This window comes from Streptomyces sp. WAC00040 (genome assembly GCF_056835925.1).
Map to the genome: position 1 here is coordinate 2,899,724 of NZ_JAKQZE010000001.1, position 23,682 is coordinate 2,923,405.

Below are 23,682 nucleotides of genomic sequence, written 5' to 3' on the forward strand. Positions count from 1 at the left end.
CGACCGGACGCCTCAGGAACCGCGGGTACCCGGTGATCAGTCCTGCATCCCATGGGAACCAACGAGGGAACGGGAACGGCCCCACGGCCGAAGGGCAGGACGGGCGCGTTCGTACGGGCATGGCGCAGTCCGCGGCTGAAGTGGCCGAGGAGGATCGCGCTGGCCCTGGCGCTGGCCCTGCTCGTCCCGCTGCTCACCGGTGCGGTGGCTCTGCGCATCAACTACGCGGGGGACCTCCAGGACGGCACCCGCACCCGCGGCAAGGACGCGATCTGGCTCGGCCACGCCTGGGTGGACGGCCGTAAGAAGGACGCCGACGTCAGGGCCTTCGCCGAGCGGATCCGCGGCACCGGCATCAGGGACCTGTACGTGCACGCCGGTCCCCTCGAGCACGACGGCACCCTGCCCGCCGACCGCTACCCCCGTGCCCGGTGGCTCATGGACGCCGTGCACCGGGAGATGCCGGGCATCCGGGTCCAGGCGTGGCTGGGCGACGTGCTCGCCAACGACGGACCAAACGGTCTGCGCCTGGACGAACGGTCCCGCGACGCGGTGGTGGGCTCCGCCCGGCAGATTCTCGGCGCCGGGTTCGAGGGGGTCCACTTCGACCTGGAACCGCTGCTCTCCGGGGACCGCGACTACCTGTCCCTGCTCGACGCGCTGCGCGAACTGACGCGCGACCGCAAGGCGCAGTTGTCGGTTGCGGCCCACCAGATCGACCCCCTGCCCGCCGCGCACCGTGTGAACGCGGCGGTCACGGGCCGGGAGAAGTGGTGGTCGCAGAAGTTCTTCGGCGAGGTCGCGCGGCGGGTCGACCAGATAGCCGTCATGTCGTACGACACGTGGATGCCGCTGGAGGGCATGTACGGCGGTTACGTCGCGCAGCAGACCGCCCTCGCGCTCGAAGTGACGCCACCGGGCACCGACCTGCTGATGGGGCTGCCGTTCTTCCACGAGGACGATCTCGGCCACCACGAGAACGCGGAGACGGTCGCGGCGGCGGTCCGCGGCACCCGGCTGGGCCTCGGGCGCACGGACCGCGACAGAAAGGCCTTCGGTGTCGCGCTGTACGTGGACTTCGCGGCGGAGGAGGGCGACTGGAAGGCCTACCGCGAAGGGTGGTGCTGACAGCCCGGGAGCGGGCGCGGGACCCGCGCCCGCTCCCGGGCCGCGCGGCCGTCAGCCCTCCCGGCGCCTGATCTTGTTGCCCAGCCACACCAGCGGGTCGTACTTGCGGTCCGCGGCCCGTTCCTTCATCGGGATCAGCGCGTTGTCCGTGATCTTGATGCCTTCGGGGCAGACCTCCGTGCAGCACTTGGTGATGTTGCAGTAGCCCAGTCCGTGTTCGTCCTGTGCCGTCGTCCTGCGGTCCAGTCCGGCTCCTGCGGCCGAGTCCAGCGGATGCATGTCCAGTTCGGCGATGCGCATCAGGAACCGCGGGCCGGCGAACGCCTCCTTGTTCTCCTCGTGGTCGCGCACCACATGGCAGGTGTCCTGGCACAGGAAGCACTCGATGCACTTGCGGAACTCCTGCGACCGCTCCACGTCCATCTGCTGCATCCGGTAGTCGCCGGCCGCGACACCCGGGGGCGGCACGAACGACGGGATCTCCCTGGCCTTCTCGTAGTTGAACGAGACGTCGGTGACCAGGTCCCGCACCACGGGGAACGCCCGCAGCGGTGTGACCGTGATCGTCTCGTCCCTCGTGAAGACGGACATCCGGGTCATGCACATCAGCCGGGGCCGGCCGTTGATCTCGGCGCTGCAGGAACCGCACTTGCCGGCCTTGCAGTTCCAGCGGACCGCGAGGTCGGACGCCTGGGTGGCCTGGAGGCGGTGGATGATGTCGAGGACGACTTCTCCGTCGTTGACCTCGACGGTGAAGTCCTCGAGACCGCCGCCGCTCCGGTCGCCCCGCCAGACCTTGAAGCGGGCTTGGTAGGCGCTCACTCGGTCAGCTCCTCCTCGGCGAGGTACTTGATCAGTTCTTCCTTCTCGAACAGCGCGAGCAGGTCGGCACGGATGGGCTCGGTCGTTCTCCGCTCGAGCCGGATCCTGCCGGTGGCTCCGGCGGCCGCGGTGGCGTCGTCCTCCTTCCGGAGCCGGCACACCAGGTTCACCCGGCGCCATTCGCGGTCCATGCCGGGGCAGTCCTCCCGGGTGTGGCCGCCGCGGCTCTCGGTCCGCTCCAGGGCGGCCCGCGCGATGCACTCGCTGACCAGCAGCATGTTCCGCAGGTCCAGGGAGAGGTGCCAGCCGGGGTTGAACTGCCGGTGCCCTTCGACCCCGGCGCGGCTCGCCCGTTCGCGCAGTTCGGCGAGCTTCGCCAGGGCCTGTTCCATCTCGCCCGCCCGGCGGATGATGCCGACCAGGTCGTTCATCGTCTGCTGAAGCTCCTGGTGGAGCGTGTACGGGTTCTCGGGCGTCGTCCCGGCCTCCGGACCCTCGGCGCTGAAGGGGCGCAGCGCCTCCGCCGCCGCGGCGTCGATCTGTACCTCGTCGACGGCCGGCCGTGCGGGGAGCCGCTGGACGTACTCGGCCGCGTGGAGCCCGGCCCGGCGTCCGAAGACGAGGAGGTCGGAGAGGGAGTTGCCGCCGAGGCGGTTGGAGCCGTGCATACCGCCCGCCACCTCTCCGGCGGCGAACAGCCCGGGGACGCCGAGCGCTCCCGCGGTGTCGGACTCGACGGCGATTCCGCCCATCACGTAGTGGCAGGTGGGCCCGACCTCCATGGCCTCCGCCGTGATGTCCACGTCCGCGAGTTCCTTGAACTGGTGGTACATCGACGGCAGCCTGCGCCGGATCACGTCCGCCGGCATCCGGGTGGACACGTCGAGGAACACACCGCCGTGCGGGGAGCCGCGGCCCGCCTTGACCTCGGAGTTGATCGCCCGCGCGACCTCGTCGCGCGGCAGCAGCTCGGGGGGACGCCGGTTGTTGTCCGGGTCCTCGTACCAGCGGTCGCCCTCGTCCTCGGACTGCGCGTACTTCTCCTTGAAGACATCGGGCACGTAGTCGAACATGAACCGCTTGCCCTCGGAGTTGCGCAGCACCCCGCCGTCGCCGCGCACCGACTCGGTGACGAGGATGCCCTTCACCGACGGTGGCCAGACCATCCCCGTGGGATGGAACTGGACGAACTCCATGTTCACCAGCGGGGCGCCGGCAAGCAGCGCGAGGGCGTGCCCGTCCCCGGTGTACTCCCAGGAGTTGGAGGTCACCTTGAAGGACTTGCCGATGCCGCCCGTGGCCAGGATGACGGAGGGGGCCTCGAGGACGAAGAAGCGGCCGGACTCCCGCTCGTAGCAGAAGACTCCTGAGACCCTGCCGTCCTTCTTCAGGACGCGGGTCACCGTGCACTCCTGGAAGACCTTCAGCCCGGCCTCGTAGTCACCGAGCTCCCGTTTGTCCTCCTGCTGGAGGGAGACGATCTTCTGCTGGAGGGTGCGGATCAGTTCGAGCCCGGTGCGGTCGCCGACGTGGGCGAGGCGCGGGTACTCGTGGCCGCCGAAGTTGCGCTGCGAGATCCTGCCGTCGGCGGTGCGGTCGAAGAGCGCGCCCCAGGTCTCCAGCTCCCAGACCCGGTCGGGCGCCTCGCGGGCGTGCAGCTCGGCCATCCGCCACTGGTTCAGGAACTTCCCGCCGCGCATGGTGTCGCGGAAGTGCACCTGCCAGTTGTCGCCGGGGTTCGCGTTGCCCATGGAGGCGGCGATGCCGCCCTCCGCCATGACCGTGTGGGCCTTGCCGAACAGGGACTTGCAGATCACCGCCGTACGCGCGCCCCGCTCACGCGCCTCGATGGCGGCGCGCAGGCCCGCGCCGCCCGCACCCACCACCACGACGTCCCACTGCTGCCGTTCGAGCTCGGTCATCAAGCACCTTCCATCAGAACAGCCTCGGATCGTCGAAGGCGCCGGACGCGACGAGGTACACGTAGAAGTCGGCGAGCGCGACGCTGAACAGCGAAGCCCACGCGAGCTGCATATGACGGGCGTTCAGCTTGCCGACCCAGCCCCAGAGGCGGTAGCGCACGGGATGCTTGGAGAAGTGCCGCAGCCGGCCGCCGACGATGTGCCGGCACGAGTGGCACGAGATGGTGTACGCCCAGATCAGCACGATGTTGACCAGGAACACGAGCGTGCCGAGGCCCATGTGGCCCCACTCGTAGTGCTCGTCACGGAAGGCGAGCACCGTGTCGTACGTGAGGATCCCGGCGACCGGCACGGCGGCGTAGAAGAAGTACCGGTGGATGTTCTGCATGATCAGCGGGAAGCGGGTCTCGCCGGAGTACTTCTTGTGCGGCTCGGCGACGGCGCAGGCCGGGGGAGAGGCCCAGAAGCCCCGGTAGTAGGCCTTGCGGTAGTAGTAGCAGGTCAGCCGGAAGCCGAGCGGGAAGATCAGGATGAGCAGCGCGGGCGACAGGCCCCACCAGCTGCCGAAGATCTCCCAGTTGGGGCCGGACCGCATCGGTTCGCAGTTCTCGGCCAGGCAGGGTGAGTAGAAGGGCGAGACGTACGGCGCCGCGTAGTAGTCGGCGCCGGCGAACGCGCGCCAGGTCGAGTACACGATGAAGGCGAGCAGGCCGGCGGCCGTCATGGCCGGGGCCAGCCACCAGCGGTCGGTTCGCAGGTGGCGGGGGCCGATGGCGGCACGCGTGGCCTCGTGCACGCCCTTATGGACTTGTGGTGGTTCGGTACCAGTGGCCAACGAAGGCTCCGGGTGGAGTGGGATCAGGGATGGGCTCCGGTTCGCCGGCCCTTTCTGCGGGCCGACTCCTGCTGTCCGGGCCGGTCAGGGTGCGTGCCGGTCGCGGACGCCCAGTCCCTCGTCGTCCGAATCGGTCCACAGCGCGTTGTCGTACGGGGCGTCGGGGATGGTGACCAGCTCGGTCCGGACCTTGGCGGCCGGTGCCGCGGAGCCCGCGAGCGGGCGGGAGCCGCTCAGTCGGTCGACGGTCTGTTCAAGCTCGCCGACACGCCGGACCAACTCATCGAGGCGGCGCTGGACGGCCGCGAGATCTTCCTGTGACATGACTTGCCCTCACTTCCGCGGGGTGCGGTGGCGTCGTTCATGCGCCTGCGAGTGTCGCGCGTCACATCCCCGCTTGTGAAGGGGACGTACGGGGATTCCCGGCGGATGCGCTGCCAGCGCGCCCCTCATGGTCGGAGCCTCACTCCCCCCATATTCACCCTTTTTGTTCCCGTTGGCGGCGTTCGTGGTTCCTCCGCACGGGTGGCCTTCACGGAAGCGCCGCCGTGTCTCCCTCCGGCGCGGCAATCCATCCACTTCAGTGAGTGGAATCGGTGTGATCATCTCTAAATTCGACGAAACAGGACGAAGAGGTACAAGCCATGTCCCAGGTCGAAGCCCCCCGCGGGCGGACATGCTCCCGAAGGCTCCGGCCCGTCGCACTGCTCGCGAGCGGAGTGCTGGTACTCCCCGTTCTCGCAGGATGCAGCTCGGGCGACGAGCAGAGCAGGGGGAAGCCCCCTGCTCAGGACATCTCGCCCGCCGACCGTGAGCTCGTCGCCGACGGAGGGACGCTGCGCTGGGCCGTCGACGCGATGCCCGCCACGCTCAACTCCTTCCAGGCCGACGCGGACGCCACGACCGGCCGGATCGCCGGCGCCGTGCTGCCGGCCCTGTTCACCCTGGACGCCGACGGGCGGCCGCAGCGGAATCCCGACTATCTCGAATCGGCGGAGATCGTCGAGCGGGAGCCCAAGCAGGTCGTGCTCTACAAGCTCAACCAGCAGGCCGTGTGGAGCGACGGCCGCGAGATCGGCGCCCCGGACTTCCTCGCCCAGTGGCGGGCGCTGAGCGGAAAGGATTCCTCGTACTGGACGGCGCGCAACGCCGGGTACGAGCGGATCCAGAAGGTCGAGCGCGGCGAGAACGACCTGGAGGTCAAGGTCACCTTCACCAAGCCCTACGCGGACTGGAAGTCGCTCTTCACGCCGCTCTACCCCAAGGACGTGACCGGGACTCCGGCGGCCTTCAACGACGGGGCCCGCACGAAGCTCAAGGTGACGGCGGGACCGTTCCGGATCTCCAAGATCGACCAGGCGGCCGACACCACCACGCTCGTGCCGAACCCGCGCTGGTGGGGTGACCGCCCCAAGCTCGACAAGCTGGTGCTGTCGGCCGTACCGCGCGAGAAGCGGATCGCCGCGCTCGCCGCCGGAAGCCTCGACCTGGCCGACGTCGACCCGTCGGCGGCGGAACGTATCGCCTACGCCGTAAAGGACGCCGGACGCGGCGGACGCCCGCTGGCCTACGGTCCCGGCGCCGCCAGGACTCCGTCCGCCGCCCTGAAGTCGTGGGCGATGGCCCACGGCTCCGACGAGGAGCTGGCCGAGGTCGCACAGCAGGCCCGCAAGCGGGCGGCGGAGGCGGAGAAGAAGTACGCGCAGGAGCAGTCCGCCCTCAGTAAGTACGAGGTCCGCAAGTCGCTGGAGCCCGCGTACACCCAGCTCGCGCTGAACGGCGAGTCCGGACCGCTGGCCGACGACCGGGTGCGTCGCGCGATCGCCCGGGCGCTGAACCGCAAGGAGATCGCCGATGCCGTGCTCACGCCGCTCGGCCTGCCCGCGGAGCCGCCCGGCAACCACCTCGCGCTGGCCGGGCAGGCCGCGTACACCGACAACAGCGCCGCACTCGGGGAGCAGGACACCCAGGAGGCGCAGGCGCTGCTCGCCGACGCCGGCTGGACGCCCGGTGGGCTCCGCGAGGAGCCGGCCAAGGCGGGCGGCGAGGCCGGGAAACCGGACGGGAAGGGCAAGGGCGGTCAGGGCGGCAAGGAGGAGGACGGTAAGAGGACGACGGGCAAGGCTTCCGCCGAGCCGTCCTCGAGCCCGTCGGGCGGGGCGTCGGAGAAGAAGAACGACGCCGCCTCCGACGACGGGCTCTACATCGTCGGCGACGACAAGCCCGCGGCCCATGACCCGAGGTCCGGTTCCCGCGTCACGCACATCCTTGCCCCGGCCCCCGGCGCCGCGCTCCGGAGTGCCGCCGTCCGCCGGCAGGCCGCGTCGCTCGCCGCCGACGGTGCCGGCGCCACGGACGAGGCGGCCACGAAGGCCGGTGACAAGGGCGACGTGCCCGGCGCCTACGCACCGCGCGGTACGGCGGCACCCGGTGCCGCGCCCGTCGGCGGCGCCCTCGGCAAGGACGGGAAGCCGCTCAGCCTCCGCTTCGTCCTCCCCTCGGGCGCGGGCTCGGAGGTGCTGCGCACGGTCGGCGACAAGATCGCGCAGATGCTGGACCGGGTCGGGGTGGCCACGGAGATCATCAAGGTGGAGGACGCGAACTTCTTCAAGGACCACATCGCGTCGGGCGACTACGACCTGGCCCTCTACTCCTGGCCCTCCAGCCCCTTCCCGGCGACCGACGCCCGGCCGATCTACGCCAAGCCGAGGCCGGCCTCCGACGGCTCGCTCCTCGTCGAGCAGAACTACACAAGGGTGGGTACGGACTACATCGACCAGCTCTTCGACCAGGCCGCCGGCGAGCTCGACGCGGAGGCCGCGCGTGACCTGATGCGCAGGGCCGACGCCAGGATCTGGGCGGCGGCGGGCTCCGTTCCGCTCTACCAGCGCCCGCAGCTGGTCGCGGCACGCAAGCAGGTGGTCAACGCGGGCGCCTTCGGATTCGCCGAGCCCCGATACCAGGACATTGGTTTCAAGACGGCCGCAGTCGCCCCCAGGTAACAGCCGCAGAGGCCGTCGGTCACGAGAAATCGCAGGTCACAACCTCAGAACTGGCTCAATTGCCTTGCCCGCCGGCAGCGCCGGCGGGCAAGCTCGTGCCGATTCTTCGACCCAGGCTCGCCCCACGCATTCCCCTGCACCACCCTCGTACCGGCAGCCTCCCCACCTGCCCGTGTGCGCCGCCTCTGCCGGGCCCGCCGGCACCGCCCGGAGCCCCTGCCGCGGCGTGATCCCCGCCTCGTTCGTCCCGGACCCGATCGTTCCGGGAGGCCCGGGTCCCGGCGGCCCCGTACCATGGGACAAGCCGTGGCGTGTCCGCCCGGCGGGCGGACGAGGATCACATCCAACGCCCGATCCCACGATCGAGAGAAGCGCCAGCCAGCATGCCCACGCGCCACGACATCCGTAACGTTGCCATCGTCGCCCACGTCGACCACGGCAAGACCACCTTGGTCGACGCCATGCTGAAGCAGGCCGGTGCCTTCGCCGCGCACGCCGCGGAACAGCTCGACGACCGCATGATGGACTCGAACGACCTGGAGCGTGAGAAGGGCATCACGATCCTGGCCAAGAACACCGCCGTGAAGTACCACCCCAAGGACGGCGGGGCCCCGGTCACCATCAACATCATCGACACTCCCGGCCACGCCGACTTCGGTGGCGAGGTGGAGCGCGGTCTTTCGATGGTGGACGCGGTCGTCCTCCTCGTCGACGCCTCCGAGGGCCCGCTGCCGCAGACCCGCTTCGTGCTGCGCAAGGCGCTCGCCGCGAAGATGCCGGTCATTCTCTGCATCAACAAGACGGACCGCCCGGACTCCCGGATCGCCGAGGTCGTCGACGAGACGTACGACCTGTTCCTGGACCTGGACGCGACCGAGGAGCAGATCGAGTTCCCGATCGTCTACGCCTGCGCCCGTGACGGCGTCGCCTCGCTGACCAAGCCGGAGGACGGCACCGTCCCGGCCGACAGCACCAGCCTGGAGCCGTTCTTCAGCACGCTGCTCGAGACCGTCCCGGCCCCGGAGTACGACGAGTCCGCGCCGCTGCAGGCTCACGTCACGAACCTGGACGCCGACAACTTCCTCGGCCGTATCGCGCTGCTCCGCGTCGAGCAGGGCGAGCTGCGCAAGGGCCAGACCGTGGCCTGGATCAAGCGCGACGGCACGATCTCCAACGTCCGCATCAGCGAGCTGATGATGACTGAGGCGCTCACCCGCAAGCCGGCCGAGGTGGCCGGTCCCGGTGACATCTGCGCCGTCGCCGGTATCCCGGACATCATGATCGGCGAGACGCTGGCCGACCCGGAGAACCCGATCGCGCTGCCGCTGATCACGGTCGACGAGCCGGCGATCTCGATGACGGTGGGCACCAACACCTCGCCGCTCGTCGGCCGGGGCGGCACCGGCAAGGGCGCGGACGCGAAGTCCGCGGTCAAGGACCGTAAGGTGACGGCCCGTCAGGTAAAGGACCGGCTGGACCGCGAGCTGATCGGTAACGTCTCCCTGCGCGTGCTGGACACCGAGCGTCCCGACGCCTGGGAGGTGCAGGGCCGCGGTGAGCTGGCGCTGGCGATCCTGGTCGAGCAGATGCGCCGTGAGGGCTTCGAGCTGACGATCGGCAAGCCGCAGGTCGTCACCAAGCTGGTCGACGGCAAGGTCCACGAGCCGGTCGAGCGCATGACGATCGACGTGCCCGAGGAGCACATGGGCGCCGTCACTCAGCTCATGGGCGTCCGCAAGGGCCGCATGGACAACATGTCGAACCACGGCTCCGGCTGGGTCCGCATGGAGTTCGTGGTCCCGTCCCGCGGCCTGATCGGCTTCCGCACGGAGTTCCTGACGAACACCCGCGGCACCGGTATCGCGCACTCCATCCACGAGGGCCACGAGCCCTGGTTCGGTCCCCTGCAGACCCGGAACAACGGCTCGCTCGTCGCGGACCGCTCCGGCGCCGTCACCGCGTTCGCGATGACGAACCTTCAGGAGCGCGGCGTGCTGTTCACCGAGCCCGGCACCGAGGTGTACGAGGGCATGATCGTCGGCGAGAACTCCCGCTCCGACGACATGGACGTGAACATCACCAAGGAGAAGAAGCTCACCAACATGCGCTCCTCCTCGGCCGATTCGTTCGAGGCGATCGTCCCGCCGCGCAAGCTCTCGCTGGAGCAGTCGCTCGAGTTCTGCCGTGACGACGAGTGCGTCGAGGTGACCCCGGAGGCGGTGCGCATCCGCAAGGTCGTCCTGGACCAGAAGGAGCGCGGCCGCGCGGCTTCGCGTGCCAAGCACGGCTGACCGTAAAGCTCTGGAAAACCGCTGAACGCACGGCCCGGCCCTCCGCAGAGACTGTGGAGGGCCGGGCCGTTCGTCAACTCCTTTTCATGGTCCGAGTGTCCGGATATCGGCCGTCGCACTCCGGAACATGTGTTAACGGTCCGTTTCGCGGGTGTCTGTCTGGGATCGCTTTGTCCGGATTTCGGGCTGGAGCCCCTCTCTGATGTTGTCAAAACGAGACCCTTTAGGTGTGGTTTACAAGCCTGTCCTACTTAATAGTTGGCTCCATTGAGCTCGGGTCAATGGGTCATGCGCTGTGGGGAGCGCCGACTCACGAGCACACTCGGGGTACTTGACGAGCGCTGTCAGGGGTGTCAGCGCGCGTAGAACGGTGCCCCTCTTGTAGTGACAAGTGGACTCATGAGGAGGAACCCATGCGTGGTGCCAAGAGCGCCAAGTGGGTCGCGGGAGCGATCGTTGTCGCCCTGGCGGCCACTGCCTGTGGTGGCGGCAGCGGCGAAGAGGGCAAGAAGAACCCGGCCGGCAAGCCTGCCGGTTATGTCTCGATCGACGTCGGCGAGCCGCAGAAGCCGCTGATCCCGGCCGACACGAACGAGACCAACGGCTCGTACGTGATCCAGTCGCTCTTCACGCAGCTGCTGGACTTCGACGCCAAGGGCGAGATCGTCTACACCAACGCCGAGTCGGTGGAGACGACGGACTCCAAGACCTGGACCGTCAAGCTGAAGTCCGGTTGGAAGTTCCACAACGGCGAGGCCGTCACCGCGCAGTCGTACGTCGACGCGTGGAACTGGTACGCGAACATCAAGAACAACCAGCAGAACAGCTTCTGGTTTGCGGACATCGCCGGCTACGACGACGTGCACCCCGAGAAGGGTGACCCGAAGGCCGACAAGATGTCCGGTCTGAAGGTCGTGGACGACACCACCTTCACGATCGAGCTGAAGGACAAGGTCCCGTACTTCAACTACAAGCTCGGCTACGCGACGTTCGCGCCGCTGCCGAAGGTCTTCTTCGACGACCCGAAGGCGTTCGGCCAGAAGCCGGTCGGCAACGGTCCGTACAAGTTCGAGAAGTGGACCCACAAGAAGCTGATCCAGGTTGCGGCCAACCCTGACTACCAGGGCCCCAACAAGGCGCAGAACAAGGGCATCCAGTTCAAGAACTACGCGACCCTCGAGGCCGCGTACCAGGACGTCGTCTCCGGCAACCTGGACATCATCCGCCAGGTCGGCCCGACGGACCTGCCGAAGTACAAGCAGGACCTGGGTGACGGCGCCATCGAGCAGCCGTACGCGGCCATCCAGTCGCTGGTCCCGGCGTTCTACAGCAAGACGTTCAAGGGCATCGACCCCAAGGTCATCCAGGGTCTGTCCATGGCGATCGACCGTGAGACGATCACCAAGACCGTCCTGAACAACACCCGTACCCCCGCGACGAGCTTCACGCCGCCGCAGGTCAAGGGCAACCAGGACCTGGGCACGGACGTCTTCACGTTCAACCCGGCGAAGGCCAAGCAGCTCATCACCGAGGGCGGCGGCGTCCCGGAGAACAAGCTGTTCATCCAGTACAACAGCGACGGCGGCCACAAGGAGTGGGTGACCGCGGTCTGCGAGTCCATCCGCAAGTCGACCGGTGTCGACTGTGTCGGCGACGCCAAGCCGGACTTCCCCACGGACCTCGAGGCCCGTGACAACGACCAGGTGAAGTCGATGTACCGCGGTGGCTGGGTGGCCGACTACCCCGTCAACGTGAACTTCCTCAAGGAGCTGTACCACACCAACGCCGAGTCCAACAACGGTCGTTTCTCCGACAAGGAGATCGACAAGATGATGGAGGACGCGGACAAGGCCAGCTCGCTGGAAGACGCCGTGAAGGGCTACCAGGCGGTCGAGAAGAAGCTTCTCGAGAAGATGCCGGCCATCCCGCTGTGGTACTACCGCATCAACGGTGGCCACGGTAAGGGCGTCGAGAACGTCGCGGTCGACTTCCACGGTGACCTCGAGCTCACCGGAGTCACCGTCAAGTAAGCGCCTGCGGGCCTCATCCCCACTCGGCCGTCACCCGCCGCCGTCGGACATCCGGCGGCGGCGGTGGTCCGGGGGCCGTCCCGTGCGGACGGCCCCCGGACCCAGTTAACCCCTCACGGAGGCACCCATGGGGCGCTACGTCGCACGACGACTGCTCCAGATGATCCCGGTGTTCATCGGGTCAACCTTTTTGATCTTCGCCATGATGTTCGCGCTGCCCGGCGACCCCGTCAGAGCGCTCATGGGGGACCAGGCTTTCGACCCCGCCGTGGTCGAGGCCATTCGCCATGACCGCGGTCTCGACCTGCCGCTGTGGCAGCAGTACCTGAAGTACCTCTTCGAGCTGGTTCAGGGGAACTTCGGCACGGAGATCGCGAGCCAGCGTCCCATCGCCGACATCATCGCGCAGGCGTTCCCGGTCACCATCCGGCTCACGCTCTTCGCGTTCACCTTCACGGTGATCGTCGGCATCGGCCTCGGCATCATCGCGGGTCTGCGTCCCGAGTCCGTGAGGGACCGGGGGCTCCTCGCCCTCACCCTCGTGCTGATCTCGATGCCCTCCTTCGTGCTGGGCTACCTGATGCAGTACCTGTTCGCCTTCAAGTGGGGGGTGACCACCCCGACCGTGCAGGACTCCGAGAGCTTCGGAGACCTCCTCCTGCCGGCTATCGTCCTCGGTTCGCTGTCGCTCGCCTACGTGGCACGACTGACCCGTACCTCGATGGCGGAGAACCTGCGCGCCGACTACATGCGCACGGCGGTCGCCAAGGGCCTGCCGCGCCGCCGGATCATCGGTGTCCACCTGATGCGCAACTCGCTCGTCCCGGTGGTCACCTTCCTCGGCACCGACATCGGCAACTTGATGACCGGCGCCATCGTCACCGAGGGCATCTTCAACGTCCAGGGCGTCGGTGACGCGATCTACGAGGCACTCTTCCGCCGCGAGGGCGCGACCGTCGTCGGCATCGCCTCCCTGATCGTCCTCGTCTACCTGCTCGCCAGCCTGCTCGTCGACCTGCTTTACGCGGTCCTGGACCCGAGGATCCGGTATGCCTGAGAAGACCGCAGCCACCGCGGCGTCCACCGCGGCCGAGAAGGTCACCAGCACCGCTGCCGCTCCCGACACCGCACTGGTCACCAAGGCGCCCAAGCCGGACAAGGCACGCAGCCTGTGGTCCGACGCCTGGCACGACCTTCGCCGCAACCCGCTGTTCCTGATCTCGGCGGGGCTGATCGTCCTTCTGATCGTCATCTCCGCGTTCCCGGGCCTGTTCACCAGCGCCTCGCCGCGCGACGCCGACCTGGCGAACCACTACCTCGGCCAGCCGAACTGGACCCACTTCTTCCAGCCGGACTGGTTCGGCTACGACGGCCAGGGCCGCTCGATCTACGCCCGTGTCGTCTACGGCGCCCGCGCCTCGATCATCGTCGGCGTCGGCGTCACCGCCCTGGTGACGATCCTCGGCACCCTGGTCGGCATGATCGCCGGTTACTTCGGCGGCTGGATCGACACCCTGCTGTCCCGCCTCACCGACATCTTCATGGGCATCCCGTTCCTGCTGGGCGCCCTCGTCGTCCTCACCAGCTTCGAGAAGCGCGCCATCTGGGTCGTCATCCTCGCCCTGGTGTTCCTGGGCTGGACCCAGATCGCCCGTGTCGCCCGCGGTTCGGTCATCACCATCAAGCAGGCGGACTACGTGGTGGCGGCCAAGGCGCTCGGCGCCTCGACCACCCGCATCCTGACCCGGCACGTCCTGCCCAACGCGCTCGCGCCGATCATCGTCGTCGCGACCATCGCCCTCGGCGGCTACATCGCCGCGGAGGCGACGCTGTCGTTCCTCGGCGTCGGTCTCGCCGAGCCGACGGTCTCCTGGGGCGTCGACGTGTCCAGTGGACGTGAGCAGCTGCGCAACGCACCCCACGTGCTGATCATCCCGTCGGTGATGGTCTCGATCACGGTGCTCTCGTTCCTGATGTTCGGCGATGCGGTTCGCAACGCCCTCGACCCCAAGCTGCGCTGAGGAGGGCGTACGACGTGACCATCATCGAAGAAACAGCAGGCGTCCCGGCGCCCCGCGCGGGCGGCGAGGCCTCCGGTCCGCTGCTCGAAGTGCGCGACCTGCATGTCGAGTTCCACACCCGTGACGGTGTCGCCAAGGCAGTCAACGGGGTCAACTACAGCGTCGACTCCGGTGAGACGCTGGCCGTCCTCGGCGAGTCGGGCTCCGGCAAGTCGGTCACGGCCCAGGCCATCATGGGCATCCTCGACATGCCGCCCGGCAAGATCCCGCACGGTCAGATCCTCTTCCGCGGCCAGGACATGCTCACCATGAGCAACGAGGAGCGGCGGAACATCCGCGGGCGGAAGATCGCGATGATCTTCCAGGACGCGCTGTCCTCCCTCAACCCGGTCCTCTCCGTGGGCTACCAGCTCGGCGAGATGTTCCGGGTCCACCAGGGCCTGTCCAAGAAGGACGCCAAGCTCAAGTCCATCGAGCTGATGGACAAGGTGAAGATCCCGGCCGCCAAGGCCCGGGTCGGCGACTACCCGCACCAGTTCTCCGGCGGTATGCGCCAGCGCATCATGATCGCCATGGCCCTGGCTCTCGAGCCGGACCTGATCATCGCGGACGAGCCGACCACCGCGCTCGACGTGACCGTCCAGGCACAGGTCATGGACCTGCTCGCGGAGCTCCAGCGCGAGTACAACATGGGCCTGATCCTGATCACCCACGACCTCGGCGTCGTCGCCGACGTCGCGGACAAGATCGCCGTGATGTACGCGGGCCGGATCGTCGAGACCGCCCCCGTGCACGAGCTGTACAAGCGGCCGGCGCATCCGTACACCCGGGGTCTGCTCGACTCGATCCCGCGCCTGGACCAGAAGGGCCAGGAGCTGTACGCGATCAAGGGTCTGCCGCCCAACCTGCTGAAGATCCCCACCGGTTGCGCCTTCAACCCGCGCTGCCCCAAGGCGGACGACATCTGCCGTACGGAGATCCCGGCGCTGGCTCCGGTGACCGAGCAGGACGGCACCGATCTGCCCGGCCGCGGCAGCGCGTGCCACTTCTGGAAGGAGACGATCCATGGCTGAGCTCAAGAAGACGAACGAGGCCGTGGACGCGACCCCGAACGTGACCGAGGTGGAGACCGTCGAGGTCACCTCGGAGGAGGCTGCCGTCGCGGCGCTCGACGCGACCGTCGAGCGCGGTGAGCCGATCCTTCAGGTGCGCAACCTGGTCAAGCACTTCCCGCTGACCCAGGGCATCCTGTTCAAGCGTCACGTCGGCGCGGTCAAGGCCGTGGACGGGATCTCCTTCGACCTCTACCAGGGCGAGACGCTCGGTATCGTCGGCGAGTCCGGCTGTGGCAAGTCCACCGTCGCCAAGCTGCTGATGACGCTGGAGAAGGCGACCGCCGGCGAGGTCTTCTACAAGGGCCAGGACATCACCAAGCTGTCGGGGCGCGCGCTGAAGGCCGTGCGTCGCAACATCCAGATGGTGTTCCAGGACCCGTACACCTCGCTCAACCCGCGTATGACGGTCGGCGACATCATCGGCGAGCCCTTCGACATCCACCCCGAGGTGGCCCCGAAGGGTGACCGGCGCCGCAAGGTGCAGGAGCTGCTGGACGTCGTCGGTCTCAACCCGGAGTACATCCACCGCTACCCGCACCAGTTCTCCGGCGGTCAGCGCCAGCGCATCGGCATCGCCCGCGGCCTCGCGCTCAACCCGGAGATCATCATCTGCGACGAGCCGGTCTCGGCGCTGGACGTGTCCGTCCAGGCGCAGGTCGTCAACCTGATGGAGAAGCTCCAGGACGAGTTCAACCTCTCCTACGTCTTCATCGCCCACGACCTGTCGATCGTCCGTCACATCTCGGACCGCGTCGGCGTCATGTACCTCGGCAAGATGGCGGAGATCGGCACCGACGTGCAGATCTACGACCACCCGACGCACCCCTACACCCAGGCGCTGCTGTCGGCCGTCCCGGTCCCCGACCCGGCGATGCGCGAGGGCCGTGAGCGGATCATCCTCACCGGTGACGTCCCGTCGCCTGCGAACCCGCCCTCAGGCTGCCGCTTCCGCACCCGCTGCTGGAAGGCGGAGGACAAGTGCGCCACCGAGGTGCCGCTGCTCGCGGTCCCGGAGCGCTTCAAGGGCCAGGACACCCCGGCCGCGCACGAGTCGGCGTGCCACTTCGCCGAGGAGAAGGACGTCGTCCACGCGGCGTAGTCCCCATCCGGTCGGCGCGAGGCGCCCGTTCCCTCCGGGGAGCGGGCGCCTTCGCCGTGCCCGGGGGAACGCGGTGGAAAAGACTTTGCGCCCGCGGGGGCCGGCACCGGAAGGTGTCCCGATGGACCACTTGACCGACCGGACCGGACGCCGCATCACGCTGTGCCCGGTCGACGACGCCAACTGGCGGGCCGTCGCGGACGTCGCGCCGCGTGACGAGCAGCGGACCTTCGTGGCGGCCCTCGCCGCCCGGTACCTCCTGCTGTCGATGCGCGGCGGCGTCTGGACCTCGCTCGGTGTCCTCGCCGACGACACGGTGGTCGGCCATGTCATGTGGGCGTACGACGACGAGGACGGGACCCACTGGGTCGGGGGCCTGATCGTCGACGCGGACGAGCAGGGCAGGGGCGTGGGCCGGCAGGCGATGACCGCGCTGATCAGGATGCTGTCCGAGCGTCCGGACTGCCGGGAGATACGGCTGTCCTACCACCCCCGCAACACCGGCGCGGCGAAGCTCTACAGCGCCCTCGGCTTCACTCCGACAGGGGCGTTCGAGGACGACGAGACCGTTGTCGGCCTCGCGGTCCGACAGAGCCCCGCCCACTGAGCCGCCCCACCGATCGGGCGCCGCGGCGGCGAAAATCCGTTGCGAGGCGGGGCCGGGGCGCGAACAGTGGCGGCATGCCACTCGCCGTCCGGCCCGCGACCCTCGCGGACGCACCCTTCATATGCGCCCTGCTGAACGCCGTCGACATCGAGGAGATCGGCCGGGCGGACACCGAACTGCACACGGTCGAGACCGACCTCGCCCACCCCGAGGTGGACCTTGCCCAGGACTCCTGGCTGGTGCACGAGGACGGTGACCTCGTGGCGTACGGGATCCTCTGGAGCGATTCCGGCGACGGTGACATCGGCGTCGACCACTATGTGCTCCCCGGCCGGCCGGACGCGGCCGTGCTCGTGCTGGAGCGCATCGAGGAGCGCGCGGCCGCCAAGGCGGCCGCGGCCGGCGCGGCACGGGCCGTGCTCCATCTGAACCTCACTGTCCGGACCACGCTGGACACCGCGCTCCTCGACGCCCGCGGCTGGCGCACCGTGCGCCGCCACCAGGTCATGACCCGGCCGCTGAGCGAGGCGGACCGGATGCCGGAGCCGCCCGCCGGTGTGAGACTGCGCGACTGCGCCGCCGACGCCGACCACCGGATCGCCCACGCCCTGGTGGAGGAGACCTTCGCGGAGCACTTCGACCACCACCCGCGGACCTACGAGCAGTGGCTGGCCGACACCGGGCCACGGGACCGGTCCCTCATGTGGATCGCGAGCATCGAGGGCGAAGGCGACGTGGCCGTCCTGCTGACGAGGAACGACAAGGACGCCATGGGGTGGATCGGGAACCTCGGCGTACGGAAGCAGGCGCGCGGCCGTGGCCTCGGCAGCCATCTGCTGCGCCACGCGTTCGGCACGTACGCCGCCCGCGGCCGGGACACCATCGGCCTGGCCGTGGACACGCAGAACGAGAGCCGCGCCCTTCGTCTCTACGAGGCGCACGGGATGTCCTTGTCCTATGCGATCGACACCTGGGAGTTGGTCCTGACGGTGCCTCGGGCCTCCGCCCGGGTGTGCTGAAAATGCGTTAGGTCCTTCATGGGGTGATATTGGGCCCAAGTCTGACTTGGGATCTAGGAGGCACTCCATGCGCGGAGCCACCCACGCGAAGTGGGCCGCATGCGCGATCGCCGTCGCCCTCACGACGGCGGCCTGCGGCGGCGGAAGCGACAGCGGCGGCAGTGGTGCCGACGGGATCGTGAGCTCCTCCTGGGGCGACCCGCAGAACCCCCTGGAGCCCGCCAACACCAACGAGGTGCAGGGCGGCAAGGTCCTCGACATGATCTTCCGCGGGCTCAAGCGGTACGACCCCAGGACCGGCGAGGCCCAGGACATGCTCGCCGAGCGCATCGAGACCAAGGACTCCATCAACTTCACCATCACCGTCAAACCGGGCTGGAAGTTCAGCAACGGCGAGGACGTCACGGCCAGGTCCTTCGTGGACGCCTGGAACTACGGCGCCCACCTGAGGAACAACCAGCGCAACGCCTACTTCTTCGGTTACATCGAGGGGTACGAGCAGGTCCACCCCGAGGAGGGCCGGGCGAGCGCACAGACGATGTCCGGACTCAAGGTCACCGGCGACCGCACCTTCACCGTCAAGCTGTCGCAGAAGTTCTCCACCTGGCCCGACACCCTCGGCTACGCGGCCTTCGCCCCGCTGCCCAGGGCCTTCTTCGACGACCACGACGCCTGGCTCGCCAAGCCCGTCGGCAACGGCCCCTACCTCGTCGACTCCTACGCGAGGGGCTCCCAGATGTCCCTGCGCCGCTGGGACGAGTACAACGGGCCCGACAAGGCACAGAACGGCGGCATCGACCTCAAGGTCTACACCGACAACAACACGGCCTACACCGACCTGATCGCCGGCAACCTCGACCTGGTCGACGACGTGCCCGCCTCCCAGCTGCGGAACGTGAAGGCGGACCTCGGCGACCGGTACATCAACACCCCCGCCGGCATCATCCAGACCCTCGCCTTCCCCTACTACGACAAGGCGTGGAACACGCCGGACGGGGCGAAGCTCCGCACCGGTCTGTCGATGGCGATCAACCGCAAGCAGATCACCGACACCATCTTCCAGCAGACCCGCACCCCGGCGAAGGACTGGACCTCACCCGTGCTCGGCGAGGAGGGCGGCTTCGACCCGACGCTGTGCGGCAAGGCCTGCGAATACGACCCCGCGGAGGCGAAGCGGCTGATCGCCGAGGGCGGCGGCCTGCCGGGCGGCCGGATCACCCTCACGTACAACGCGGACACCGGGTCGCACAAGGACTGGATCGACGCCGTCTGCAACTCCATCAACAACGCTCTGGGCGACGACAGGGCCTGCGTCGGCAACCCGGTCGGCACCTTCGCCGACTTCCGCAACCAGATCACCCAGTCCAAGATGTCGGGCCCCTTCCGGGCCGGCTGGCAGATGGACTACCCACTGATCCAGAACTTCCTCCAACCGCTCTACTACACCAACGCCTCCTCCAACGACGGCAAGTGGAGCAACAAGAAGTTCGACGACCTCGTCGACAAGGCCAACGCGGAGAGCGACCCGGCCGCGGCCGTCGCGGCGTTCAAGGACGCGGAGAAGGTCGTCCGGGACGAGATGGCCGCCATCCCGCTCTGGTACCAGAACGGCAGCGCCGGCTACTCGGAGCGCATCTCGAACGTCGCGCTGAACCCGTTCAGCGTCCCCGTCTACGAAGAGATCAAGGTCGACTGACGGCCGAAGGCACCCGGCCCGGCGCGCCCGCAGCGCCGGGCCACACTCCTTCCACGACCCCCGGAGCCCTTCATGGGACGTTATGTGATCCGGCGTCTGCTGCAGATGGTCCCCGTCTTCTTCGGCGCCACACTGCTGATCTTCCTCATGGTCAACGTGATGGGCGACCCCATCGCCGGCCTGTGCGGCGAGCGGCGGTGCGACCCCTCGACGGCCGCGCAGCTGCGCAAGGAATTCGGGCTCGACAAGCCCGTGTGGCAGCAATACGCGACCTACATGGGCAATGTCTTCACCGGGGACTTCGGCACCGCCTTCAACGGGCAGGAGGTCACCGAGCTGATGGGCGAGGCCTTCCCCGTCACCATCAGGCTCACCCTGGTGGCCGTCTTCTTCGAGATCGTCATCGGCATCGCCCTCGGCGTCGTCACCGGCCTGCGCCGCGGCCGGCCGGTGGACAGCGGCGTGCTGGTGCTCACCCTCGTGGTCATCTCGGTGCCGACGTTCGTCACCGGCCTGCTGCTCCAACTGCTGCTCGGCTACAAGTGGGACATCATCGACCCGTCGGTCTCCACCGACGCACGGCTCGACGAGCTGATCGTCCCCGGCCTGGTGCTCGCCTCCGTCTCGCTGGCCTACGTCACCCGGCTGACCCGCACCTCCATCGCGGAGAACAGCCGCGCCGACTACGTCCGCACCGCCAAGGCCAAGGGCCTGCCCAGGAGCCGGGTCATCCGCAAGCACCTCCTGCGCAACTCCCTCATCCCGGTGGTCACCTTCATCGGGACCGACGTCGGCGCCCTCATGGGCGGTGCGATCGTCACCGAGCGGATCTTCAACATCCACGGCGTCGGCTACCAGCTCTACCAGGGCATCCTGCGCCAGAACACGCAGACCGTCGTCGGCTTCGTCAGCGTTCTCGTCATCGTCTTCCTGGTGGCGAACCTGCTGGTGGACCTCCTGTACGCCGTCCTGGACCCGAGGATCCGGTATGCCTGAGCCGCGGCAGAATCCGCACTTCGACGACCCGGCGCACTCCGCCGTCGCGGCCACCGGAGCGGGCGGGGCGGCCAATCTCGCGATGGCGGAGGGAGAGACGCTGGAGAAGGCCCCGGGGCCCGACGGCACCGGCCCCGCCGCCAAACCGCGCAGCCTCTGGTCGGACGCCTGGCGGGACCTGCGACGCAACCCCGTCTTCATCGTCTCCGCGCTCGTCATCCTCTTCCTGGTCGTCATCTCCCTGTGGCCCTCGCTGATCGCCTCCGGCAACCCACAGAGCTGCGATCTCGCCAAGGCACAGCAGGGCTCCCAGCCCGGCCATCCCTTCGGCTTCAACGGGCAGGGCTGCGACGTCTACACCCGTACGGTCTACGGCGCCCGGGCCTCGGTCACCGTCGGCGTGTGCGCCACCCTCGGTGTGGCGCTGCTCGGCTCCGTACTCGGTGGACTCGCCGGCTTCTTCGGCGGGGCCTGGGACGCCGTCCTGTCCCGGGTCACCGACGTGTTCTTCGGCATCCCCGTGGTGCTCGGCGGCCTGGTGCTGCTGTCCGTCATCACCAGCAGCACGGTCTGGCCCGTGGTCGGCTTCATGGTGCTGCTCGGCTGGCCTCAGATCTCCCGCATCGCACGCGGTTCCGTCATCACCGCCAAACAGAACGACTACGTGCAGGCCGCCCGCGCCCTCGGCGCCTCCAGTTCACGGATGCTGCTGCGGCACATCGCCCCCAACGCCGTCGCACCGGTCATCGTCGTGGCCACCATCGCCCTGGGCACCTACATCTCGCTGGAGGCGACGCTGTCCTTCCTGGGCGTCGGGCTCAAGCCGCCGACCGTCTCCTGGGGGATCGACATCTCGTCGGCCTCCCCGTACATCCGCAACGCCCCGCACATGCTGCTGTGGCCCGCCGGAGCGCTGGCGATCACGGTGCTGGCGTTCATCATGCTCGGCGACGCGGTACGCGACGCCCTCGACCCCAAGCTGCGCTGACCGCCCGAGGAGGCGCCATGCCCGCCACGTCCTACGAAGCCGTGATGTCCGCGGAACCGGACACGCCAGGCCGTCTGCTCGATGTACGCGACCTGCACGTGGAGTTCCGCACCCGCGACGGCGTGGCCAGAGCCGTCAACGGCGTGAACTACACCGTCGACGCGGGCGAGACGCTCGCGGTGCTGGGCGAGTCGGGGTCGGGCAAGTCCGTCACCGCCCAGGCCGTCATGGGCATCCTCGACATGCCGCCCGGCAGGATCACCGGTGGCGAGATCCTGTTCAAGGGCCAGGACCTGCTGAAGATGCGGGAGGACGAACGGAGGAAGATCAGGGGCGCGGGAATGGCCATGATCTTCCAGGACGCCCTGTCCTCGCTCAACCCCGTGCTGAGCGTGGGGGACCAGCTCGGGGAGATGTTCATCGTCCACCAGGGCCTGTCCCGCAAGGACGCGAAGGCCAGGGCTGTCGAGCTGATGGACCGGGTCCGCATCCCCGCGGCCAAGGAGCGCGTCGGCCAGTACCCGCACCAGTTCTCGGGCGGGATGCGCCAGCGCATCATGATCGCGATGGCCCTCTCGCTGGAGCCGGACCTGATCATCGCCGACGAGCCGACCACCGCCCTCGACGTGACCGTCCAGGCACAGGTCATGGACCTGCTGGCCGAGCTCCAGCGCGAACTGGACATGGGCCTGATCCTGATCACCCACGACCTCGGCGTCGTCGCCGACGTCGCGGACAAGATCGCGGTGATGTACGCCGGGCGGATCGTGGAGACCGCGCCCGTCCACGACATCTACCGGGCGCCCGCACACCCCTACACCAAGGGCCTGCTCGAATCGATCCCGCGCCTGGACCAGAAGGGGCAGGAGCTCTACGCCATCAAGGGCCTGCCGCCCAACCTCATGCACATCCCGCCCGGCTGCGCCTTCAATCCGCGCTGCCCGATGGCCCAGGACGTGTGCCGGACCGACGTACCGCCGCTGTACGAGGTGAACGAGCAGCGCGGCAGCGCGTGCCACTTCTGGGAGGCGGCGATCCATGGCTGAGGCGATCCTCGAGGTGCGCGACCTGGTCAAGCACTACCCGCTCACCCGCGGCATCCTCTTCAAGAAGCACGTCGGCGCGGTCAAAGCGGTCGACGGCGTCGACGTCGACCTGTTCGCGGGGGAGACCCTCGGCATCGTGGGGGAGTCGGGCTGCGGCAAGTCCACGCTCGCCAAGATGCTGGTCCACCTGGAGCGGCCCACGGCGGGCGCCATCCGGTACAAGGGCGAGGACATCACCAAGCTGTCGGGGCGTGCGCTCAAGGCCGTGCGCCGCAACATCCAGATGGTGTTCCAGGACCCGTACACCTCGCTCAACCCACGGATGACCGTCGGCGACATCATCGGTGAGCCGTACGAGATCCACCCCGAGGTGGCTCCCAAGGGCTCCCGCAGGCAGAAGGTCCAGGAGCTGCTGGACGTCGTCGGGCTCAATCCCGAGTACATCAACCGCTATCCGCACCAGTTCTCCGGTGGCCAGCGCCAGCGCATCGGCATCGCTCGCGGGCTCGCCCTGCGGCCCGAGGTCATCGTGGCCGACGAGCCGGTCTCCGCTCTCGACGTGTCCGTCCAGGCACAGGTCATCAACCTGCTCGACACACTTCAGAGCGAGTTCTCGCTCAGCTATGTGTTCATCGCCCATGACCTGTCGATCGTCCGGCACATCTCGGACCGGGTCGGCGTCATGTATCTGGGACGGATCGTGGAGATCGGCCGGGACGCCGAGATCTACGACCACCCCACGCACCCCTACACCCAGGCCCTGCTCTCCGCGGTGCCGGTGCCCGACCCGGAGGCGCGCGAGCACCGGGAGAGGATCATCCTCACCGGGGACGTGCCGTCGCCCACCAACATCCCTTCGGGCTGCCGCTTCCGCACCCGCTGCTGGAAGGCTCAGGAACGGTGCGCGCGGGAGGTTCCGCTGCTGGCCGTGCCACCGCACCTGGAGCAGGCCGAAGGGCCGGCGCGGCACCCGTCGGCATGCCATTTCGCGGAGGAGAAGCATGTGGTGCCGAGCGGCCCTGCACCCGGTGACGGCGGCGCCGGGAGTGCGAAGTCCCTGTGAGA

19 protein-coding genes are annotated in these 23,682 nt (G+C 68.6%); 15 read left to right on the plus strand and 4 right to left on the minus strand.

Annotation, left to right across the window (positions count from 1 at the left end):
* The first annotated feature begins 51 nt into the window (after positions 1-51).
* Entirely contained in the window at positions 52-1,128 is a 1,077-nt protein-coding gene (locus MDN94_RS13640) for a glycoside hydrolase family 18 protein (protein ID WP_482726098.1), read from the plus strand.
* A gap of 51 nt (positions 1,129-1,179) precedes the next feature.
* Here MDN94_RS13640 and MDN94_RS13645 read toward each other — a convergent pair whose 3' ends face one another.
* From MDN94_RS13645 to MDN94_RS13660, 4 genes are all read right to left on the minus strand, one after another.
* Positions 1,180-1,950, minus strand: a complete 771-nt coding sequence (locus tag MDN94_RS13645) for a succinate dehydrogenase/fumarate reductase iron-sulfur subunit (RefSeq protein WP_482726099.1) — start codon at positions 1,948-1,950, stop codon at positions 1,180-1,182.
* A complete protein-coding gene (locus MDN94_RS13650) occupies positions 1,947-3,872 on the minus strand; it encodes a fumarate reductase/succinate dehydrogenase flavoprotein subunit (RefSeq protein WP_482726100.1) in 1,926 nt (641 codons plus the stop codon). The genes MDN94_RS13645 and MDN94_RS13650 overlap by 4 nt, the downstream gene beginning before the upstream one ends.
* 13 nt (positions 3,873-3,885) lie before the next feature.
* Positions 3,886-4,707 carry a hypothetical protein gene (locus MDN94_RS13655; RefSeq protein ID WP_482726101.1) on the minus strand — a complete coding sequence of 274 codons (822 nt, stop codon included), beginning with the start codon at positions 4,705-4,707 and terminating at the stop codon, positions 3,886-3,888.
* A gap of 84 nt (positions 4,708-4,791) precedes the next feature.
* Entirely contained in the window at positions 4,792-5,031 is a 240-nt protein-coding gene (locus tag MDN94_RS13660; protein ID WP_441264019.1) for a hypothetical protein, read from the minus strand.
* A 320-nt stretch (positions 5,032-5,351) separates the two neighbouring features.
* Here MDN94_RS13660 and MDN94_RS13665 point away from each other — a divergent pair, with 320 nt between their 5' ends.
* The 14 genes from MDN94_RS13665 to MDN94_RS13730 all read left to right on the plus strand — a co-directional run bounded on the left by MDN94_RS13665 (position 5,352) and on the right by MDN94_RS13730 (position 23,680).
* On the plus strand, positions 5,352-7,709 hold the full coding sequence (locus MDN94_RS13665; protein ID WP_482726102.1) for an ABC transporter family substrate-binding protein: 2,358 nt from the start codon (positions 5,352-5,354) through the stop codon (positions 7,707-7,709).
* A 383-nt stretch (positions 7,710-8,092) separates the two neighbouring features.
* Positions 8,093-10,000, plus strand: coding sequence for a translational GTPase TypA (gene typA, locus MDN94_RS13670; RefSeq protein ID WP_307708112.1), 1,908 nt, complete (start codon positions 8,093-8,095; stop codon positions 9,998-10,000).
* 413 nt (positions 10,001-10,413) lie between these two features.
* Positions 10,414-12,030 (plus strand): peptide ABC transporter substrate-binding protein, encoded by a 1,617-nt coding sequence (locus MDN94_RS13675; protein WP_482726103.1) that lies wholly within the window; start codon positions 10,414-10,416, stop codon positions 12,028-12,030.
* 127 nt (positions 12,031-12,157) lie between these two features.
* Positions 12,158-13,087: an ABC transporter permease gene (locus tag MDN94_RS13680; RefSeq protein WP_441264022.1), complete on the plus strand. Its 930-nt coding sequence runs from the start codon at positions 12,158-12,160 to the stop codon at positions 13,085-13,087.
* Complete coding sequence (locus MDN94_RS13685) at positions 13,080-14,051, plus strand: ABC transporter permease (protein WP_482726104.1); 972 nt, start codon at positions 13,080-13,082, stop codon at positions 14,049-14,051. Before MDN94_RS13680 ends, MDN94_RS13685 begins: the two co-directional genes overlap by 8 nt.
* 14 nt (positions 14,052-14,065) lie before the next feature.
* The gene (locus MDN94_RS13690) at positions 14,066-15,124 is read left to right on the plus strand and encodes an ABC transporter ATP-binding protein (protein WP_482726105.1); all 1,059 of its coding nucleotides are present in this window, start codon (positions 14,066-14,068) and stop codon (positions 15,122-15,124) included.
* Positions 15,117-16,265, plus strand: coding sequence for an ABC transporter ATP-binding protein (locus MDN94_RS13695; protein ID WP_482726106.1), 1,149 nt, complete (start codon positions 15,117-15,119; stop codon positions 16,263-16,265). Before MDN94_RS13690 ends, MDN94_RS13695 begins: the two co-directional genes overlap by 8 nt.
* 121 nt (positions 16,266-16,386) lie before the next feature.
* On the plus strand, positions 16,387-16,872 hold the full coding sequence (locus MDN94_RS13700; protein WP_482726107.1) for a GNAT family N-acetyltransferase: 486 nt from the start codon (positions 16,387-16,389) through the stop codon (positions 16,870-16,872).
* 74 nt (positions 16,873-16,946) lie between these two features.
* Positions 16,947-17,891 carry a GNAT family N-acetyltransferase gene (locus tag MDN94_RS13705; RefSeq protein WP_482726108.1) on the plus strand — a complete coding sequence of 315 codons (945 nt, stop codon included), beginning with the start codon at positions 16,947-16,949 and terminating at the stop codon, positions 17,889-17,891.
* A gap of 67 nt (positions 17,892-17,958) precedes the next feature.
* Positions 17,959-19,587: a peptide ABC transporter substrate-binding protein gene (locus MDN94_RS13710; protein ID WP_482726109.1), complete on the plus strand. Its 1,629-nt coding sequence runs from the start codon at positions 17,959-17,961 to the stop codon at positions 19,585-19,587.
* Between the two features lie 72 nt (positions 19,588-19,659).
* On the plus strand, positions 19,660-20,583 hold the full coding sequence (locus tag MDN94_RS13715) for an ABC transporter permease (RefSeq protein WP_482726110.1): 924 nt from the start codon (positions 19,660-19,662) through the stop codon (positions 20,581-20,583).
* The gene (locus MDN94_RS13720) at positions 20,576-21,571 is read left to right on the plus strand and encodes an ABC transporter permease (RefSeq protein ID WP_482726111.1); all 996 of its coding nucleotides are present in this window, start codon (positions 20,576-20,578) and stop codon (positions 21,569-21,571) included. The genes MDN94_RS13715 and MDN94_RS13720 overlap by 8 nt, the downstream gene beginning before the upstream one ends.
* A gap of 44 nt (positions 21,572-21,615) precedes the next feature.
* The gene (locus tag MDN94_RS13725) at positions 21,616-22,617 is read left to right on the plus strand and encodes an ABC transporter ATP-binding protein (RefSeq protein WP_453462879.1); all 1,002 of its coding nucleotides are present in this window, start codon (positions 21,616-21,618) and stop codon (positions 22,615-22,617) included.
* Positions 22,610-23,680, plus strand: a complete 1,071-nt coding sequence (locus tag MDN94_RS13730; RefSeq protein WP_482726112.1) for an ABC transporter ATP-binding protein — start codon at positions 22,610-22,612, stop codon at positions 23,678-23,680. Before MDN94_RS13725 ends, MDN94_RS13730 begins: the two co-directional genes overlap by 8 nt.
* Positions 23,681-23,682: the final 2 nt, after the last annotated feature.

What these genes read in the sequence shown, in the direction of transcription:
- MDN94_RS13640 (WP_482726098.1), top strand. Translation starts at nt 52, where the DNA reads ATGGGAACCAACGAGGGAACGGGAACGGCCCCACGGCCGAAGGGCAGG.
- MDN94_RS13650 (WP_482726100.1), bottom strand. Translation starts at nt 3,872, where the DNA reads ATGACCGAGCTCGAACGGCAGCAGTGGGACGTCGTGGTGGTGGGTGCG.
- MDN94_RS13660 (WP_441264019.1), bottom strand. Translation starts at nt 5,031, where the DNA reads ATGTCACAGGAAGATCTCGCGGCCGTCCAGCGCCGCCTCGATGAGTTG.
- MDN94_RS13665 (WP_482726102.1), top strand. Translation starts at nt 5,352, where the DNA reads ATGTCCCAGGTCGAAGCCCCCCGCGGGCGGACATGCTCCCGAAGGCTC.
- typA (WP_307708112.1), top strand. Translation starts at nt 8,093, where the DNA reads ATGCCCACGCGCCACGACATCCGTAACGTTGCCATCGTCGCCCACGTC.
- MDN94_RS13675 (WP_482726103.1), top strand. Translation starts at nt 10,414, where the DNA reads ATGCGTGGTGCCAAGAGCGCCAAGTGGGTCGCGGGAGCGATCGTTGTC.
- MDN94_RS13680 (WP_441264022.1), top strand. Translation starts at nt 12,158, where the DNA reads ATGGGGCGCTACGTCGCACGACGACTGCTCCAGATGATCCCGGTGTTC.
- MDN94_RS13685 (WP_482726104.1), top strand. Translation starts at nt 13,080, where the DNA reads ATGCCTGAGAAGACCGCAGCCACCGCGGCGTCCACCGCGGCCGAGAAG.
- MDN94_RS13695 (WP_482726106.1), top strand. Translation starts at nt 15,117, where the DNA reads ATGGCTGAGCTCAAGAAGACGAACGAGGCCGTGGACGCGACCCCGAAC.
- MDN94_RS13700 (WP_482726107.1), top strand. Translation starts at nt 16,387, where the DNA reads ATGGACCACTTGACCGACCGGACCGGACGCCGCATCACGCTGTGCCCG.
- MDN94_RS13705 (WP_482726108.1), top strand. Translation starts at nt 16,947, where the DNA reads ATGCCACTCGCCGTCCGGCCCGCGACCCTCGCGGACGCACCCTTCATA.
- MDN94_RS13710 (WP_482726109.1), top strand. Translation starts at nt 17,959, where the DNA reads ATGCGCGGAGCCACCCACGCGAAGTGGGCCGCATGCGCGATCGCCGTC.
- MDN94_RS13715 (WP_482726110.1), top strand. Translation starts at nt 19,660, where the DNA reads ATGGGACGTTATGTGATCCGGCGTCTGCTGCAGATGGTCCCCGTCTTC.
- MDN94_RS13720 (WP_482726111.1), top strand. Translation starts at nt 20,576, where the DNA reads ATGCCTGAGCCGCGGCAGAATCCGCACTTCGACGACCCGGCGCACTCC.
- MDN94_RS13725 (WP_453462879.1), top strand. Translation starts at nt 21,616, where the DNA reads ATGTCCGCGGAACCGGACACGCCAGGCCGTCTGCTCGATGTACGCGAC.
- MDN94_RS13730 (WP_482726112.1), top strand. Translation starts at nt 22,610, where the DNA reads ATGGCTGAGGCGATCCTCGAGGTGCGCGACCTGGTCAAGCACTACCCG.